The sequence below is a fragment of the Pantoea sp. Tr-811 genome (assembly GCF_011752535.1).
Classification (GTDB): Bacteria; Pseudomonadota; Gammaproteobacteria; order Pseudomonadales; family Pseudomonadaceae; genus Aquipseudomonas.
The window spans coordinates 343,450-358,823 of sequence record NZ_VWXJ01000003.1; the positions used below are offsets into that span (position 1 = coordinate 343,450).

15 protein-coding genes are annotated in these 15,374 nt (G+C 65.1%); 10 read left to right on the forward strand and 5 right to left on the reverse strand.

What is annotated here, in order from left to right:
* Positions 1 to 2: 2 nt before the first annotated feature.
* The 7 genes from F3J44_RS06540 to F3J44_RS06570 all read left to right on the forward strand — a co-directional run bounded on the left by F3J44_RS06540 (position 3) and on the right by F3J44_RS06570 (position 7,563).
* The gene (locus F3J44_RS06540; RefSeq protein WP_167271245.1) at positions 3 to 1,094 is read left to right on the forward strand and encodes a mannuronate-specific alginate lyase; all 1,092 of its coding nucleotides are present in this window, start codon (positions 3 to 5) and stop codon (positions 1,092 to 1,094) included.
* A 188-nt stretch (positions 1,095 to 1,282) separates the two neighbouring features.
* Positions 1,283 to 2,740, forward strand: coding sequence for an MBOAT family protein (locus F3J44_RS06545; RefSeq protein ID WP_167271247.1), 1,458 nt, complete (start codon positions 1,283 to 1,285; stop codon positions 2,738 to 2,740).
* 10 nt (positions 2,741 to 2,750) lie between these two features.
* Entirely contained in the window at positions 2,751 to 3,908 is a 1,158-nt protein-coding gene (locus F3J44_RS06550) for an alginate O-acetyltransferase (protein WP_167271249.1), read from the forward strand.
* Between the two features lie 20 nt (positions 3,909 to 3,928).
* Positions 3,929 to 4,576, forward strand: a complete 648-nt coding sequence (locus F3J44_RS06555) for an alginate O-acetyltransferase AlgF (RefSeq protein ID WP_167271251.1) — start codon at positions 3,929 to 3,931, stop codon at positions 4,574 to 4,576.
* Between the two features lie 32 nt (positions 4,577 to 4,608).
* Entirely contained in the window at positions 4,609 to 6,066 is a 1,458-nt protein-coding gene (locus F3J44_RS06560; RefSeq protein WP_205299724.1) for a mannose-1-phosphate guanylyltransferase/mannose-6-phosphate isomerase, read from the forward strand.
* Between the two features lie 144 nt (positions 6,067 to 6,210).
* Positions 6,211 to 6,675: a multidrug transporter gene (locus tag F3J44_RS06565; protein WP_167065689.1), complete on the forward strand. Its 465-nt coding sequence runs from the start codon at positions 6,211 to 6,213 to the stop codon at positions 6,673 to 6,675.
* A 75-nt stretch (positions 6,676 to 6,750) separates the two neighbouring features.
* Entirely contained in the window at positions 6,751 to 7,563 is an 813-nt protein-coding gene (locus tag F3J44_RS06570; protein ID WP_167271253.1) for an SDR family oxidoreductase, read from the forward strand.
* A 111-nt stretch (positions 7,564 to 7,674) separates the two neighbouring features.
* Here the strand turns inward: F3J44_RS06570 and F3J44_RS06575 are convergent, their stop codons facing one another.
* The 5 genes from F3J44_RS06575 to F3J44_RS06595 all read right to left on the reverse strand — a co-directional run bounded on the left by F3J44_RS06575 (position 7,675) and on the right by F3J44_RS06595 (position 13,790).
* Positions 7,675 to 8,469 carry an SDR family NAD(P)-dependent oxidoreductase gene (locus F3J44_RS06575; RefSeq protein WP_167271255.1) on the reverse strand — a complete coding sequence of 265 codons (795 nt, stop codon included), beginning with the start codon at positions 8,467 to 8,469 and terminating at the stop codon, positions 7,675 to 7,677.
* 169 nt (positions 8,470 to 8,638) lie between these two features.
* Positions 8,639 to 10,078 carry an efflux transporter outer membrane subunit gene (locus F3J44_RS06580; protein ID WP_167065698.1) on the reverse strand — a complete coding sequence of 480 codons (1,440 nt, stop codon included), beginning with the start codon at positions 10,076 to 10,078 and terminating at the stop codon, positions 8,639 to 8,641.
* Positions 10,075 to 11,136, reverse strand: a complete 1,062-nt coding sequence (locus F3J44_RS06585; protein WP_167065701.1) for an HlyD family secretion protein — start codon at positions 11,134 to 11,136, stop codon at positions 10,075 to 10,077. The genes F3J44_RS06580 and F3J44_RS06585 overlap by 4 nt, the downstream gene beginning before the upstream one ends.
* Positions 11,137 to 11,163: 27 nt before the next feature.
* Positions 11,164 to 12,705: an MFS transporter gene (locus F3J44_RS06590; RefSeq protein ID WP_167271257.1), complete on the reverse strand. Its 1,542-nt coding sequence runs from the start codon at positions 12,703 to 12,705 to the stop codon at positions 11,164 to 11,166.
* Positions 12,706 to 12,881: 176 nt separating this feature from the next.
* Positions 12,882 to 13,790, reverse strand: coding sequence for a LysR family transcriptional regulator (locus F3J44_RS06595; RefSeq protein WP_167065705.1), 909 nt, complete (start codon positions 13,788 to 13,790; stop codon positions 12,882 to 12,884).
* 234 nt (positions 13,791 to 14,024) lie between these two features.
* Between F3J44_RS06595 and F3J44_RS06600 the strand changes: the two genes are divergently transcribed.
* From F3J44_RS06600 to F3J44_RS06610, 3 genes are all read left to right on the forward strand, one after another.
* The gene (locus F3J44_RS06600) at positions 14,025 to 14,471 is read left to right on the forward strand and encodes a universal stress protein (RefSeq protein ID WP_167271259.1); all 447 of its coding nucleotides are present in this window, start codon (positions 14,025 to 14,027) and stop codon (positions 14,469 to 14,471) included.
* A gap of 94 nt (positions 14,472 to 14,565) precedes the next feature.
* Positions 14,566 to 14,892 carry a type II toxin-antitoxin system PrlF family antitoxin gene (locus tag F3J44_RS06605; RefSeq protein WP_167271261.1) on the forward strand — a complete coding sequence of 109 codons (327 nt, stop codon included), beginning with the start codon at positions 14,566 to 14,568 and terminating at the stop codon, positions 14,890 to 14,892.
* Positions 14,889 to 15,371: a type II toxin-antitoxin system YhaV family toxin gene (locus F3J44_RS06610; protein WP_167271263.1), complete on the forward strand. Its 483-nt coding sequence runs from the start codon at positions 14,889 to 14,891 to the stop codon at positions 15,369 to 15,371. The genes F3J44_RS06605 and F3J44_RS06610 overlap by 4 nt, the downstream gene beginning before the upstream one ends.
* Positions 15,372 to 15,374: the final 3 nt, after the last annotated feature.

Genomic DNA, 15,374 nt, shown 5'->3' on the forward strand with positions numbered 1-15,374 from the left:
CCATGACTGCAATCAAGCGAATATTCAGCCCCGCCCTGCTCACCCTGGCACTGTTCGGCGGCGCCGCGCACGCGGCGCTGGTGCCACCGCAGGGCTACTACGAGGGCATCGAGAAAATGAAGACCGGCGACGGCAACTTCCGTTGCGCGCCGGCGCCCAAGCCCTTCACCGGCGCGCTGCAGTTCCGCAGCAAGTACGAAGGCTCCGACAAGGCCCGGGCGACCCTCAACGCCGCCTCGGAAAAAGCCTTCCGCACCTCCACCGAAGACATCACCGGCCTTGAAAAAGGCGTCAGCAAGATGGTCGGCCAGTACATGCGCGATGGCCGCCCGGCGCAGCTCGACTGTGCCCTGACCTGGCTGGGCACCTGGGCCCGCGCCGATGCGCTGCTGTCCACCGACTTCAACCACACCGGCAAGTCCATGCGCAAATGGGCGCTGGGCAGCATGAGCGGTTCGTGGCTGCGCCTGAAGTTCTCCAACTCACAACCACTGGCTGCGCACCAGGCCGAGGCCGAGTTGATCGAGAAGTGGTTCGCCCGCCTGGCCGAACAGACCGTGCGCGACTGGAGCGGCCTGCCCCTGGCGAAGATCAACAACCACAGCTACTGGGCGGCCTGGTCGGTCATGGCCACCGCCGTGGCCACCGACCGCCGCGACCTGTTCGACTGGGCGGTGAAGGAATACAAGGTGGGCGTGAACCAGGTCGACGAGCAGGGCTTCCTGCCCAACGAGATCAAGCGCCGCCAACGTGCCCTGGCCTACCACAACTACGCCCTGCCGCCGCTGGCGATGATCGCCAGTTTCGCCCAGGCCAACGGCGTGGACCTGCGCGCGGAAAACAACTTCGCCCTGCAGCGCCTGGGCGAAGGCGTGCTGGCCGGCGCCCGCGACCCCAGCCACTTCAAGGAACGCGCCGGTGAGCAGCAGGACCTGACCGACCTCAAGGTCAACAGCAAGTACGCCTGGCTCGAACCCTGGTGTGCGCTGTACCACTGCGTGGGCGACACCCTGCAGCGCAAGCAGCACATGCAGCCGTTCAACAGCTTCAGGCTTGGCGGCGATGTAACCCGGGTCTACGACCCGAAAAAGTAACGCAAACCCCCTTTGTAGGAGCGGGCTTGCCCCGCGAATAGGCCGGAACGGGTAACGGCGATGTCCGCGCTGACGCCTTCGCGGGGCAAGCCCGCTCCTACAAGGGGATCTAGGTAGCCCTCCACATGTGCGTGGGGGGTTTGGGGGGCGCTGTGCCCCGGATGCTGTGAACAAAAAGGAGAACCGGGATGGTCTTCTCGTCCAACGTGTTCCTGTTCCTGTTCTTGCCGGTTTTCCTCGGCCTTTACTACTTGAGCGGGCAACGCTATCGCAACCTGCTGTTGCTGGTCGCCAGCTACATCTTCTACGCCTGGTGGCGGGTCGACTTCCTCGCCCTGTTCGCCGGCGTCACCCTGTGGAACTACTGGATCGGCCTGAAAGTCGGCGCCGCCGGTGTGCGCAGCAAACCGGCGCAACGCTGGCTGCTGCTGGGCGTGGGCGTGGACCTGGCGATTCTCGGCTACTTCAAGTACGCCAACTTCGGCGTCGACAGCCTCAACGCGATCATCACCTCGTTTGGCCTGGAGCCGTTCATCCTCACCCACGTGCTGCTGCCAATCGGTATCTCGTTCTACATCTTCGAGTCGATCAGCTACATCATCGACGTGTACCGCGGCGACACCCCGGCCACCCGCAACCTGATCGACTTCGCCGCATTCGTGGCGATCTTCCCGCACCTGATCGCCGGCCCCGTGCTGCGCTTCAAGGACCTGGTCGACCAATTCAACAACCGCACCCACACCCTGGACAAGTTCTCCGAAGGCTGCACCCGCTTCATGCAGGGCTTCATCAAGAAAGTGTTCATCGCCGACACCCTGGCGGTGGTCGCCGACCATTGCTTCGCCCTGCAAAACCCCACCACCGGTGACGCCTGGCTCGGTGCCCTGGCCTACACCGCGCAGCTGTACTTCGACTTCAGCGGCTACAGCGACATGGCCATCGGCCTGGGGCTGATGATGGGCTTTCGCTTCATGGAAAACTTCAAGCAGCCGTACATCAGCCAGTCGATCACCGAGTTCTGGCGGCGCTGGCACATCAGCCTGTCGACCTGGCTGCGCGACTACCTGTACATCACCCTGGGCGGCAACCGCAAAGGCACCTTCAACACCTACCGCAACCTGTTCCTGACCATGCTGCTCGGTGGCCTGTGGCACGGCGCCAACTTCACCTACATCCTCTGGGGCGCCTGGCACGGCATGTGGCTGGCCATCGAGCGAGCGCTGGGCATCGACACCAACCCGCAGCGCTTCAACCCGGTCAAGTGGGCCTTCACCTTCCTGCTGGTAGTGGTCGGCTGGGTGATCTTCCGCGCCGAGAACCTGCACGTCGCCGCCCGCATGTACGGCGCCATGTTCAGCTTCGGCGACTGGCAGCTGTCGGAACTCAACCGCGCCCAGCTCACCGGCCTGCAGGTAGCGACCCTGGTCATTGCCTACCTCACCCTGGCGTTCTTCGGCCTGCGCGACTTCTACCGCAACGCCCGGCCAACTGACACGACTACACCGCTGCAGCTCAACGCCGACGGCTCGCTTGGCCTGGACTGGACCCGGGTGATGTCCCGCGTCCTGATCCTGCTGCTGTTCGCAGCCTCGATCCTCAAGCTTTCGGCGCAAAGCTACTCGCCGTTCCTGTACTTCCAGTTCTGAGGTGGATGCCATGACCCGGACATTACGTGTCACCTATTCCCTGTCGTTCCTCGGCCTGCTGGTGGGCATGGGCGCCTGGTCCACCGCTGGATTCGAAAGCTTCCAGCGCACCGAGCACATGACCCTGCTCAACGGCAAGCTGGCCAAGGCCGCCGAAACCCACTACGACGACCAGTTCCCGATCAAGCGCCTGGGCACCAACCTCTGGGCCGCGCTCGACTTCAAGCTGTTCAACGAAGGCCGCCCAGGCGTGGTGCTGGGGCGCGACCAATGGCTGTTCAGCGACGAAGAATTCAAGCCCAGCGCCGGTGCCGAGCAACAGATGCAGGACAACCTGGCGCTGATTCGCGGCGTGCGCGACACCCTGCAAAAGCACGGCAGCCAGCTGGTGCTGGCGATCATCCCGGCCAAGGCGCGGGTGTATTCCGAGTACATCGGCAAGGAGCAACCTGCCAGCCTGCATGACGACCTGTACAACCAGTTTCATGCCCAGGCGCGCCAAGCGAACGTGTTCGCCCCCGACCTGATGGCCGCCATGGAACAGGCCAAGGCCCGCGGCCAGGTGTTCCTGCGCACCGACACCCACTGGACACCGATGGGCGCCGAAGTGGCGGCGCAGGCGCTGGCCGAAGCGGTCAGCCGCCAGAGCCTGCTCAACGGTGACCCACAGGCCTTCATCACCGAAGCCGGCAGCACCGCCCCGTACAAGGGCGACCTGACCAACTTCCTGCCCCTGGACCCGCTGTTCAGCAACCTGCTACCGACCCCGGACAACCTCCAGCAACGCACCACGCGCCCAGCCTCGGCCGATGCCGAAAACGGCGACGCCCTGTTCACCGACACGCAGATTCCAGTGGCCCTGGTGGGCACCAGCTACAGCGCCAACCCGCACTGGAACTTCCTCGGCGCGCTGCAGCAGGCGCTGCACAGCGACGTTGCCAACTACGCCGAGGACGGCCATGGCCCACTGCTGCCAATGCTCAAGTACCTGCAAAGCGATGCCTTCAAGAACGCCGCGCCACAAGTGGTGGTGTGGGAATTCCCCGAACGTTACCTGCCCATGGGCAACGACCTCAGCAGCTTCGACCCGCAGTGGATCGCGCAGCTGAAGCACTCCCGTCAATCCGAAGAAAACCTGGCCTTGTCGTCCACCCGGGCGAACCACTGATAGAAAGAGAGGAAACGCACATGACTACCAAGACTTCCATTGCCAAAGCCCTCACCCTTGCGGCCGGCCTTTCCCTTGCCTCGATGCAGGCCTTCGCCGGCGCCGACGCCGCGCTGTATGGCCCGAGCGCGCCAAAAGGCTCGACCTTCGTGCGCCTGTACAACGCAGCGAGCAGCCCGGCTGCAGCCAGCGTCGGCAACACCCAGATCAAGCAGGTGGGCGCCCAGGCCAGCAGCGACTTCAGCTTCCTGCCAGGGGGTGACTACACCGCCCAGGTTGGCGGCAAGAGCGTGCCGGTGAAGCTGGCCGCCGACAAGTACTACACCCTGGTCAACAGCAGCAGCGCCACCCCCCAGCTGATTGAAGAGCCGCCGTTCAAGAACAAGCAGAAAGCCCTGGTGCGGGTGCAGAACCTCAGCGACCAGGCCGTGACCCTGAAGACCGCCGACGGCAAGACCGAAGTGGTGCCGTCGGTGGCCACCCAGGGCCGTGGCGAGCGTGAAATCAACCCGGTCAAGGTCAACCTGGCCCTGTTCGAAGGCAACAAGAAAGTCAGCGACCTGAAACCGGTCGCCCTGGAGCGTGGCGAAGCCGCCGTGCTGTACGTAACGGGTTCCGGCAGCAACGTGTCGCCGGTGTGGGTAACTCGCCCCGTGGCTAGCAACTGATCCCCCTGCCTCATAACGACTATTGGAGAAACATGATGATCCCGGTAATTCTTTCTGGTGGTAGCGGTTCGCGTCTGTGGCCTTTGTCGCGCAAACAGTTCCCCAAGCAGTTCCTGGCCCTGACCGGTGAACACACGCTGTTCCAGCAAACCTTGTCGCGCCTGGTGTTCGAAGGCATGGACAGCCCGATCGTGGTCTGCAACAAGGACCACAAGTTCATCGTCCAGGAACAGCTCGCTGCGCTGAACCTGCAAACCCAGGGCATCCTGATGGAGCCATTCGGCCGCAACACCGCACCGGCCGTGGCCATGACGGCCATGAAGCTGGTCAACGAAGGCCGTGACGAGCTGATGCTGGTACTGCCCGCCGACCATGTGATCGACGACCAGAAGGCCCTGCAGCGTGCCCTGGCCCTGGCCACCGTGGCCGCCGAGCGGGGCGAGATGGTGCTGTTCGGCGTGCCGGCCAGCAAACCGGAAACCGGCTATGGCTACATTCGCTCCAGCCAGGACGCCCTGCTGCCTGAAGGTATCGCCCGGGTGGCCCAGTTCGTCGAGAAGCCCGACGAGCAGCGCGCCGCCGAGTTCGTCGCCGCCGGGGGGTACTTCTGGAACAGCGGCATGTTCCTGTTCCGGGCCAGCCGCTTCCTGGAAGAACTCAAGCGCCACGATTCCGACATCTACGACACCTGCCTGCTGGCCCTGGAGCGCAGCGACGAAGACGGCGATGTGCTGAGCATCGACGAAGCTACCTTCGAATGCTGCCCGGACAACTCCATCGACTACGCGGTGATGGAAAAGACCCAGCGCGCCTGCGTGGTGCCGATGTCGGCTGGCTGGAGCGATGTGGGCTGCTGGTCGTCGCTGTGGGAAGTGCACGACAAGGACGCCGATGGCAACGTCACCAAGGGCGACGTGGTGGTGCAGGACAGCCGCAACTGCATGATCCACGGCAACGGTAAGCTGGTGTCGGTGATTGGCCTTGAGAACATCGTGGTGGTCGAAACCAAGGACGCGATGATGATTGCCCACAAGGACAAGGTCCAGGGCGTCAAGCAGATGGTCAAGACCCTGGACGAACAGGGCCGCAGCGAAACCCAGAACCACCTGGAAGTGTATCGCCCGTGGGGCTCGTACGACTCGGTGGACATGGGCGGGCGCTTCCAGGTCAAGCACATTACCGTGAAACCGGGCGCCAGCCTGTCGTTGCAGATGCACCACCACCGTGCCGAGCACTGGATCGTGGTGTCCGGCACTGCCGAGGTCACCTGCGACGAGAATGTGTTCCTGCTCACCGAGAACCAGTCGACCTACATTCCGATCGCCTCGATCCACCGCTTGCGCAACCCGGGCAAGATTCCGCTGGAGATCATCGAGGTGCAGTCTGGCAGCTACCTGGGCGAGGATGATATCGAGCGCTTCGAGGATGTGTATGGGCGAACCTCCACACCCGTCGAGCGCGGCGTTTCGGTGAAGACCATCGCCCAATAAGTGAGGCCCATTCGCGGGGCAAGCCCGCTCCTACAGGCCTTGTAGGAGCGGGCTTGCCCCGCGAATGGAGGGCAAAGCCCTCCCCCCTTCCCGCCATTTAAGGCTACGATGGTCAAACCTGCGCAACCTAGGTCTGAGCACGCCATGATCATCGGTGCCTTTCTCATTCTCACCTGGCTGGTGTTGCTGCTGCGCTACCCAGCCAAGGCCCTGCCGATTTCCCTGGCGGCCGTCTGTGGCCTTGGCCTGGTGGCCCTGCTGGTGATCTGGCAGGACAGCCGCGAAGCCTCGCAACTGGCACGCCTGGACTTGCGCCTGAGCTACGCCCCCGAACACTGCCCCGCCGACCGCGCCCTGCAGGTGCACATGAAAAACGGTAACAAGGCCCCGCTCACCGAGTTGCGCTGGCGCGTGGCGGCGTATGCGCCGGGCGATACCGTGAACCTGGCCGAGAACACCTACAACGCACCGCGCTACCGTGGGCCGGGTGAACTGCAACCGGGGGCCGAGTGGAAAGACTGCCTGCCGTTGCCGCCGCTGCGCTCGGGGTATCGGGCGCAGACACTCGAATTCCGTGCTGAGCATCTGCAGGGTACATTTGCCAATTGATCTAGCGCCTGTGCTTGCCCCGCGAAGAGGCCGGCACAGGTCCACCCACACCTCACCTGCCAACAGGCCCCCACCATGCCCACCGTCCTGATCACCGGTTGTTCCAGCGGCATCGGCCGCGCCCTGGCCGACGCCTTCCGCGATGCCGGCCACAACGTCTGGGCCACCGCCCGCAAGCCTGAAGACGTCGAGCGGCTCCAGGCCGCCGGCTTCACCGCCCGGCAACTGGACGTAAACGACAGCGAGGCCTTGGCCCGCCTGGCCGATGAACTGGAAACCCTCGATATCCTGATCAACAACGCCGGCTACGGTGCCATGGGCCCGCTGCTCGATGGCGGTGTCGAGGCGATGCGCCAACAGTTCGAAACCAATGTGTTCGCCGTGGTCGGCGTCACCCGCGCGCTGTTCCCGCTGCTGCGCCGCTCGCGAGGGTTGGTGGTGAACATCGGCAGTGTGTCGGGGGTGCTGGTCACCCCGTTCGCCGGGGCCTACTGCGCATCCAAGGCCGCCGTGCACGCCTTGAGCGATGCCCTGCGCCTGGAGCTGGCGCCGTTCGGTGTGCAGGTGATGGAAGTGCAGCCCGGGGCGATCGCCTCGCAGTTCGCCAGCAATGCCCAGCGCCAGGCCGACCAGGTGCTGGCGGCGGACTCGGCGTGGTGGCCGTTGCGTGAGCATGTGCAGGCGCGGGCACGGGCCTCGCAGGACAAGCCGACCTCGGCGGCGGCGTTTGCCCAAGGGGTGTTGGCGGCGGTCGGCAAGGCGCCGGTGCCTGCGCTGGTCAGGCTGGGCAATGGCAGCACGGCGCTGCCGTTGATGGCCCGGTTGCTGCCTGGGCGGCTGCTGGACTGGGCGTTGCGCAAGCGCTTTGGGTTACTCCGCCCCCTCTGATATCGGTGTCGGCCTCTTCGCGGGCAAGCCCGCTCCCACATTGTCCGCGTTGTTGCTGGTGTTGGTAGGAGCGGGCTTGCCCCGCGAAAGGGCCGGCCCAGGCGACCACAATCAGGCAATCGAGCGCAGTACCCCGCCATCCACCCGCAAGGCAGCCCCGGTCGTTGCACTGGCCTGTGTCGACGCCAAGTACACCACCATGTTCGCCACTTCCTCCACCGTCGCCAGCCGCTTGATCAGCGATGTCGGCCGGTGCTCGGCCAGGAAGTTGGCTTCCAACTCATCGGTGGAAACGCCTTGCTCCTGCGCCAGCTTGGCGAAGAAATCACCCACCCCTTCCGAGCGGGTCGGCCCCGGCAGCACCGCGTTGACGGTGACCCCAGTGCCCGCCAGCGTTTCGGCCAGGCCACGGGACACCGCCAGCAACGCGGTCTTTGTCATGCCGTAATGGATCATTTCGGTCGGGATCTGCAAGGCCGACTCACTGGACAGGAACAGCACCCGCCCCCATTTGCGCTCGGCCATGCCCTGGGCGTAATGGCGCGACAGGCGCACGGCGCTGAGCACGTTGACGTCGAAGAAGCGCTGCCAGTCGGCATCATCGATCTCGAAGAACGGCTTGGGTTCGAAGATGCCAAGGTTATTGACCAGGATGTCGGTGTGCGGCACCTGGTCGAACAGTTGCTGCGCGCCGGCCTGGGTGCTGAGGTCGGCGGCAATGCCGATGATGCGCGCCTGGGGCAGGCGCTCGCGCACGGCCTGCAGGGCTTCGTCGACACGGGCCTGGGTGCGGCCGTTGAGCACCACTTCGGCGCCCGCCTCGGCCAGGCCCATGGCGATTGCCAGGCCGATGCCGGCGGTGGAACCGCTGACGATGGCGCGCTTGCCGTTCAAGGAAATGTGCATCTGTGCCTCCTCGCTGCTCTGGGGATTTGTTGGGGCCGCCTTGCGGCCCATCGCGACCTACGGTCGCTCCTACAGGGGATTCGATCGGCCCGGTAGGAGCGACCGCAGGTCGCGATGGGCCCGGTAGGAGCGACCACAGATCGCGATGGGCTGCGCAGCAGCCCCCGCCTTACGCTTTCTCGTCAAACGCCTGCCAGCCACCGCCCAGGGCCTTGTACAACCCCACCAGGGCCTGCGACACCGCCGCCGAGCTGTCGATCCACTGCTCTTCGCTGGCCAGCAACGCGCTCTGCACGGTCAGCACATTGAGAAAGTCCACCGCCCCTTCCACATACTGGCGCTGGGCCGTTTCCAGGGCGATGCGGTTCTGCCGCACCGCCTCTGCCAAATGCTCGCGACGCAATTGGCTGGCGTTGTACAGGCGTAGCACATCATCGATTTCATGCCAGGCGCCGAGCACCACCTTGCGGTAGTTCAACGCCGCTTCCTGCTGCTGCGCCTCACGCAGCTGCAGGTTGCCCTTGAGCCGGCCACCCTCGAAAATCGGCAACGACAACTGCGGGCCAAAGGCGAAACGGCGCGAATCCCAGGCACCGAAGTCCGACAACTGCATGGCCTGGAAGCCGACACTGCCAGACAGGCGGATGCTCGGGTAGAAATCGGCCTTGGCCACGCCAATGCTGGCGGTGGCGGCGTGCAGGCGGGCCTCGGCCTGGCGAATGTCCGGGCGCCGCTCAGCCAGCTCGGACGGCAGGCCAATGGCGAATGTTTGCTGCGGGGCCGGCAGCTCACCGCCTTGCAGCAACTGGGCCTGCAGGCTGCGTGGTGGCTCGGCGGCCAACAGGCTGAGGGCGTTGATCAAGTCGTCGCGCCGGGCCTCCAGGCTCGGCAGGCGTGCTTCGATGGACGCGACCTGGGCGCTGGCCTGGGCCACGTCCAGGCGGGTCGCCACGCCTTCGGCCTGGCGGTCTTCAGACAGCTTCAGGCTGTGCCGGGCAACCTTGAGGTTGTCGCGGGTCACCTCAAGGGTGTGCTGCACGGCGCGCAGCTGGATGTAGTTGCCGGCCGTTTCCGAAAGCAGCGCCAGCAGTACCCCACGGCGGTCGTTCTCGGCCACTTCGACACTGGCATCGGCCGCTTCCACCTGGCGCCGTACACGGCCCCACAGGTCCAGCTCCCAACCTGCCACCAGGTCACCCTGCCAGAGGTTGAACGCTTCCTTGCCGGCCTTGCCGGAAGGGTCGCTCAGGCCCTCGGCGCTGTTGCGGGCCCGGCTGTAACCGGCGCTGGCACCCAGCGACGGCGACTCGTCGGCCGCCACCGTGCTGCGCAGGGCGCGGCTCTGCAGCAAGCGCGCACTGGCCATTTGCAGGTCGAGGTTGTTATCCGCCACGCGCTGGATCAGCGCGCTCAGCTGGGCATCGTGGAAGGTTTCCCACCAGCGCAGCTCCAGCGGCTCGGCCTGGGGTTGGCTGGCGGCAGCCTCACCTTGCAGCGCGGCCCACTGGGCAGGCGCTTGGCTATCGGGCCGCTGGAAATTCGGCCCGAGGGTGCAGCCGGCCATCAGCACGGCCAGCAACAACGGGCTCAAACGAATGGCAGGGCTCATCGGGCACTTACCTCTTTACCGGCCAGTGGCTCGCCCTGGGTGTCGATGGTCGCTTCCACCGACATGCCCACACGCAGGCGTTCGAGCAGCGGCTGGCCGTCATCGAAGACGATCTTCACCGGAATGCGCTGCACCACCTTGGTGAAGTTGCCGGTGGCGTTGTCCGGCTTGACTGCGGCGAAGGTCACCCCCGTGGCCGGGGCGATGCTCTCGACATGGCCCTTGAGGGTTTCGCCGGCGAAGGTATCGACGCTGATGTGCACTGGCTGGCCTGGTTGCACGTGGGTCAGCTGGGTTTCCTGGAAGTTGCCGACCACGTAGGCATGCTGCAGCGGCACTACCGACAACAGCCGCGCCCCCGGGTTGACGAAAGCCCCCACGCGCAGCGCCCGCTCGCCGACCATGCCGTCCACCGGCGCCGTGATGCGTGTGTAGGACAGATCCAGCTGGGCCTTTTCAAGGCCCGCTTCGGCGCGCTTGAGCTGGCCATCGGCGCTGGCCACCTGGGCCGTGAGGATGTCCACCTGCTTGCGGGTAGCCACCAGCGCGGCCTGGGCGTTGGCCAGGCGGGCCCGGGCCTGGTCGACACGGCTGCGCGCCTGCTGGGCGTTCTGCACGGTGCCGGCGCCCTGCTCGGCCAGGCGGCTGTAGCGGTTGACTTCGTGGTCGGCGAACGACGCCTCGGCCTGGGCCGCCGCCACCGCCGCCTGGGCCTGGGCAATCAAGGCGGCCTGGCGTTCGAGGGTGGCGCGGGCATCGGCGCTCTGCGCCTTGGCCACCAGCAGCTGGGCCTGGGCGGCGTCCAGCGCCGCCTGGTAGTCGCGCGCATCGATGGTGGCCAGCAGCTGGCCCGCCTGGACTTGTTGGTTGTCTTCAACCAGCACTTCCTTGATGAAGCCTGCGACCTTGGGCGCGACCACGGTGTAGTCGGCGATCACATAGGCATCGTTGGTACTCTGGCGCTGGTCGCTGCCAAACAGCCAGGGGCCGACGATGCCGGCCAGCACGGCAACGCCGAGCACCGAGCCGATCAAGAGGGTTTTGCGGTTGTTGGTCATGTTCAGCGTCTCGAATTCATCCAGGATTCAGGCCACCGCGCGCGGCGGATAGACCCGGGTAGGCACGAAAGGAATCAGGCAGATCAGCGCCACGGCGATGCAGGCCATGACCAGGTACAGGTCGGCCGAGGTCAGTACCAGCGCCTGGTCGTGAAGGCGCTTGGCCAGGCCTGCGGCGTTGTCGTCGATCAGCGGGGCGTTGCCCAGGCTGTCCACCAGGTGGTTGGAGTGAAAATGCCGGCGCAGGGTGCCGAGGGCGTCCAGCAGGCCGCCGGCGATCACGGCGGCCAGGCCTTTGACGGTGTTGAACCAGCTGGAGGCGAACGGGCCTTCCTGCGGGGTCATGCCGTTGGTGGAGAGCATCAGCAGCGGCAGCACCGCCATGGGCTGGCCGAATACCTGCAGCAGGTAGAACGGGTAGAAGTCGCCGCGGATCCACTGGCTGGTCAGCAGGCTGCTGCCCAGGCAGGACACCGCCAGCATGGCCAGGCCCGTGGCCAGTACCCAGCGGCAGTCCACTGCGCGCAGGTTGCACAGCGCGGCGGTCAGCGGCAGGGCGAGCAGTTGCGGCATGGCCACCAGCATCATCAGCGGGCTGGTTTGTGCCGGGCGGTAGCCCTGGATCTGCGCCAGGTAGGCCGACGGAATGCTGGCAACGCCGGAAAGCACGATCAGCACCCCTGCCAGGGTCACCAGGGCAAAGCTCAGGTTGCGCCGCTGCAGCATGCGCAACTGGAAGAACGGCAGCGGCTCGGACCATTCGTTGAACATGAACAGCACCAGCAGCACTACGCCGCCGCCTAGCAGCCAGCAGATCAGCGGCGAATCGAACCAGCCCCAGCGGTCACCGAGCGACAGGCCGAGCACGATGCTGCTGATGGCGGGCAGGCCCAGCAGCACGCCGCGCCAGTCGAACTGCTTGAAGCGCTCCAGGCGCAGCGGGTCCTGGGGCAGGCCCCAGCCGACGCAGAACATGGCCAATGCCGAGGGCAGGATGATTTGCCAGAACGCCCACTGCCAGCCGACGTACTCGGTCCACAGCCCCGCCAGTGGTGTGCCAAGGTTGGGGCCGAAGGTGGCAGTCAGGGCGTAGCAGGCCAGGCCGTAGACCTTGATGCCCGGCGGCAGGAAGCGCAGTGCCACGCTCATCAGCATCGGCGGCAAGGCGCCCGAGGCGAAGCCCTGGAGGATGCGCAGCAGCATCAGGCTGTGCAGGTTGGGGGCGAACGGCTGCAGCAGGCCAAGCACGGCGAACAGGCCGACCGCGCTGATGGTGAAGCGGCGCAGGGAAAAGGTGGTGGCCAGCCAGGGGGCGAAGGCCATGGCCGAAACCGAGGCGGCGCTGTACACCGCGAGCAGCCAGGCGCCTTCGTCGGCGCCAATGCCCATGGCACCGCGAATGTCGGCCAGGGAAATCTTGGTGACCGACTCGTTCAGCCCGGCGCAGAGCACGGCCAGCAGCACACCGAACAGCCCGACCACCACCCGCAGGCCGAACGCCGTCTGCACGGGGGCGGCCGGCGCAGGGGCGGCGGCAATCGCGGCAGAGGGGGCGGACAGGGAACTCATGGGCAGACATCTCCAGCAACAAATTTGCGACTGGAGCCAGTCTAAGAAGGTCGAATGCTGACGAAAACTGACTTATTGGCAGTTTTATATTGCGTGGAGCGCAATCGGAGTCGAGATCGAGTCGCCTGCTTCGCGGGGCAAGCCCGCTCCTACCCCGCGAAGCAGGCGGTGCGGCCTCAAGGGTCGACACTGCAGCAGGCTTTCAAGGTCTGCCGCAACCAGCGGTGCGCCGGGTCGTTGTGAAAACGCGGGTGCCAGGCCTGCAGCACGTTCACCCGCTCCAGCGGCACCGGGATCTCGAACGAGCGCAAAGGCAGGCCGAGCTTGTACACGCTGTTGAGGATATTGGCCGGCATTGGCAGGATCAGGTCCGAATCCGGCAGCGAGAACAGCGCCGAGTGAAAGCTTGGGGTAATCAGCGCCACCCGCCGCTGTACCTTGAAATGGGCCAGCTCCACATCGATCGGCCCATTGGCCCGGCCACGGCGGGACACGCTGATCTGTGGATAACTGGCAAAGCTGTCCGGCGTGATCGGCTCGTCGAAGATCGGGTGGTCGCGCCGCGCCAGGCCCACGTAATAGGTCTGAAACAGGCTCTGCACCTTGATCTCTGGCCCCAGGTCGACGGTGGAGCTGATGATAAGGTCGGTACGCCCGTCGCGCAGCACGCTGTCGTCATCGCCCCCTGGGCTTTCTGGCACGAAACGCAGCACGGTGCGCGGCGCCTGCTCGTGCATGCGCCGCAGCAGCTGGGCGCCGTACAAGGCAATGAACAGGTCATTGGTGCGAATGTTGAATGCGCGGTCGAGCCGGGGCAGGTCGACTTCATCGGCGCTGCGGAACACCTCGCCGGCCTGCTCCACCAGCGCCGCCACCTGCTCGCGCAGGGCCAGGGCCCGCGGCGTGGGCACCAGGCCACGGCCGGCGCGTACCAGAATCGGATCACCGAGGGCATCACGAATGCGCCCCAAGGTCCGGCTCATGGCTGCCGGGCTCAGGTTCATGCGCTGCGCCGCACCCACCACGCTGCCCTCATCGAGCAAAGCATCGAGGGCGACGAGCAGGTTCATGTCCGGGAGTTGCATGACCAGGTTCCGTTACAGCTGCGGGGAAAGGCGATGGTAGCAGGTTGGCGGATTGCACCAGACGCAATGCGCTCGTGCGTGGTGGGGCATTTATTCCCAGGATGGATTGAGCCAAGAATCATGCATGGCAGGCCAGCCCCTTTCGCGGCTAAACCCGCTCCCTGTAGGAGCGGGCTTGCCCCGCGAAAGGGCCAGACCTGCAAAAATGCCTACCTGCTACATTAAAGGATCCCCATGCCCAACCCCGTCCTGATCGCCATCGACGCCTCCCCCTCTTCCACCGCCCTGCTCACCCTGGCCCGCCGCTACTGCCGCCCGGGCGAGCACGAACTGCACGTGCTGCTGGCCATCGACTCGACCTTCGCCGTGCACGATAAACCCGCCCCCTACACCGCCGAGGAGCTGGAGGAATACCCCGCCGCCTGCGAAGAGCAACGCCTGGGCGAGCGCGCCGTGGCCGAGGCCGTGGAACAACTGCGCCAGGCAGGCTTCAGCAGCCAGGGCTGCATGCTCGCCGGCCAGCCGGTAGACGCCATCGTGGCCAAGGCCCAGCAACTGGGCTGCGAACTGATCATCATGGGCCACCGCCACCTGTCGCGGCTGGGCCGGTTACTGGACCCGTCGATCAGTGCCAAGGTGATCGATCAGGTAGGCATGCCCGTCTTGGTTTGCGCAGCCTGAACCGCTTGTCCGCTCGGTAATGCAACTGCATTGACCAGGCAATGCATTCGCATTACCTTCAAGGGCATTGCTGCAACCCAAGGATACCGGACCAATGGCTACTCACTTCGACGTCGAGTCCACCCTGACCGATCGCTACCAGACCACCGTTCCCGAAACGGTGCGCCGTGCGCTGGGTTTGAAAAAACGTGACAAGATTCACTACTCGATTCGCCCGGACGGCGAGGTGATACTCACCCGCGCAGAGGCAACCGAGGACGATCCCGTGCTAGGCCAGTTCCTGAGTTTTCTGGCCCACGACATCGCAGCCAATCCTCAACGATTGCAGGTTGTCGATGCCGACCTCATCGCTCGCCTCGACAAGCTTGTGGGTACTGCAGAGGTCGATCTGGATCAACCTCTCTCGGCGGACGATGAATGAGTGATGCGAGCAAGAAGCCGCTGGTAATTCATGGATGGACAGTGTTCGCCCACCCGCTGTTCCTGGCCAAGCTCGAAGCGCTCAGTGCACAGGTTCAGGCGCAGATGCAGAAAGACCCTGCGGGCTACACGAAAAAGAACGCGTTCAAACGGCTGGCAGCAATCAAACGTCTGGCGTTCGATGTGATCCCCCAAGATCCGACCAAGGTGGAGTACCGGCTGGGTGCAACATTGGGCGGTGAACACAAGCATTGGTTCAGAGCGAAGTTTTTCCAGCAATACCGGTTGTTCTTTCGCTACCACACACCCAGTCGGATCATCGTGCTGGCATGGGTCAACGACGATTCGACCAAGCGGGCCTATGACAGCAGCGATGACGCTTATAGGGTCTTCGGGAAGATGTTGCTAACCGGCCACCCGCCAGACGACTGGGATCAGTTGCTGCGCGAGTCAGGGCCCGCGCAAGTAAAGCCTAGCTAGTAC

Coding starts and splice junctions, on each gene's coding strand:
- F3J44_RS06585 (WP_167065701.1), bottom strand. CDS start 11,136: ATGACCAACAACCGCAAAACCCTCTTGATCGGCTCGGTGCTCGGCGTT.
- F3J44_RS06555 (WP_167271251.1), top strand. CDS start 3,929: ATGACTACCAAGACTTCCATTGCCAAAGCCCTCACCCTTGCGGCCGGC.
- F3J44_RS06550 (WP_167271249.1), top strand. CDS start 2,751: ATGACCCGGACATTACGTGTCACCTATTCCCTGTCGTTCCTCGGCCTG.
- F3J44_RS06600 (WP_167271259.1), top strand. CDS start 14,025: ATGCCCAACCCCGTCCTGATCGCCATCGACGCCTCCCCCTCTTCCACC.
- F3J44_RS06540 (WP_167271245.1), top strand. CDS start 3: ATGACTGCAATCAAGCGAATATTCAGCCCCGCCCTGCTCACCCTGGCA.
- F3J44_RS06580 (WP_167065698.1), bottom strand. CDS start 10,078: ATGAGCCCTGCCATTCGTTTGAGCCCGTTGTTGCTGGCCGTGCTGATG.
- F3J44_RS06560 (WP_205299724.1), top strand. CDS start 4,609: ATGATGATCCCGGTAATTCTTTCTGGTGGTAGCGGTTCGCGTCTGTGG.
- F3J44_RS06595 (WP_167065705.1), bottom strand. CDS start 13,790: ATGCAACTCCCGGACATGAACCTGCTCGTCGCCCTCGATGCTTTGCTC.
- F3J44_RS06570 (WP_167271253.1), top strand. CDS start 6,751: ATGCCCACCGTCCTGATCACCGGTTGTTCCAGCGGCATCGGCCGCGCC.
- F3J44_RS06575 (WP_167271255.1), bottom strand. CDS start 8,469: ATGCACATTTCCTTGAACGGCAAGCGCGCCATCGTCAGCGGTTCCACC.
- F3J44_RS06605 (WP_167271261.1), top strand. CDS start 14,566: ATGGCTACTCACTTCGACGTCGAGTCCACCCTGACCGATCGCTACCAG.
- F3J44_RS06610 (WP_167271263.1), top strand. CDS start 14,889: ATGAGTGATGCGAGCAAGAAGCCGCTGGTAATTCATGGATGGACAGTG.
- F3J44_RS06590 (WP_167271257.1), bottom strand. CDS start 12,705: ATGAGTTCCCTGTCCGCCCCCTCTGCCGCGATTGCCGCCGCCCCTGCG.
- F3J44_RS06565 (WP_167065689.1), top strand. CDS start 6,211: ATGATCATCGGTGCCTTTCTCATTCTCACCTGGCTGGTGTTGCTGCTG.
- F3J44_RS06545 (WP_167271247.1), top strand. CDS start 1,283: ATGGTCTTCTCGTCCAACGTGTTCCTGTTCCTGTTCTTGCCGGTTTTC.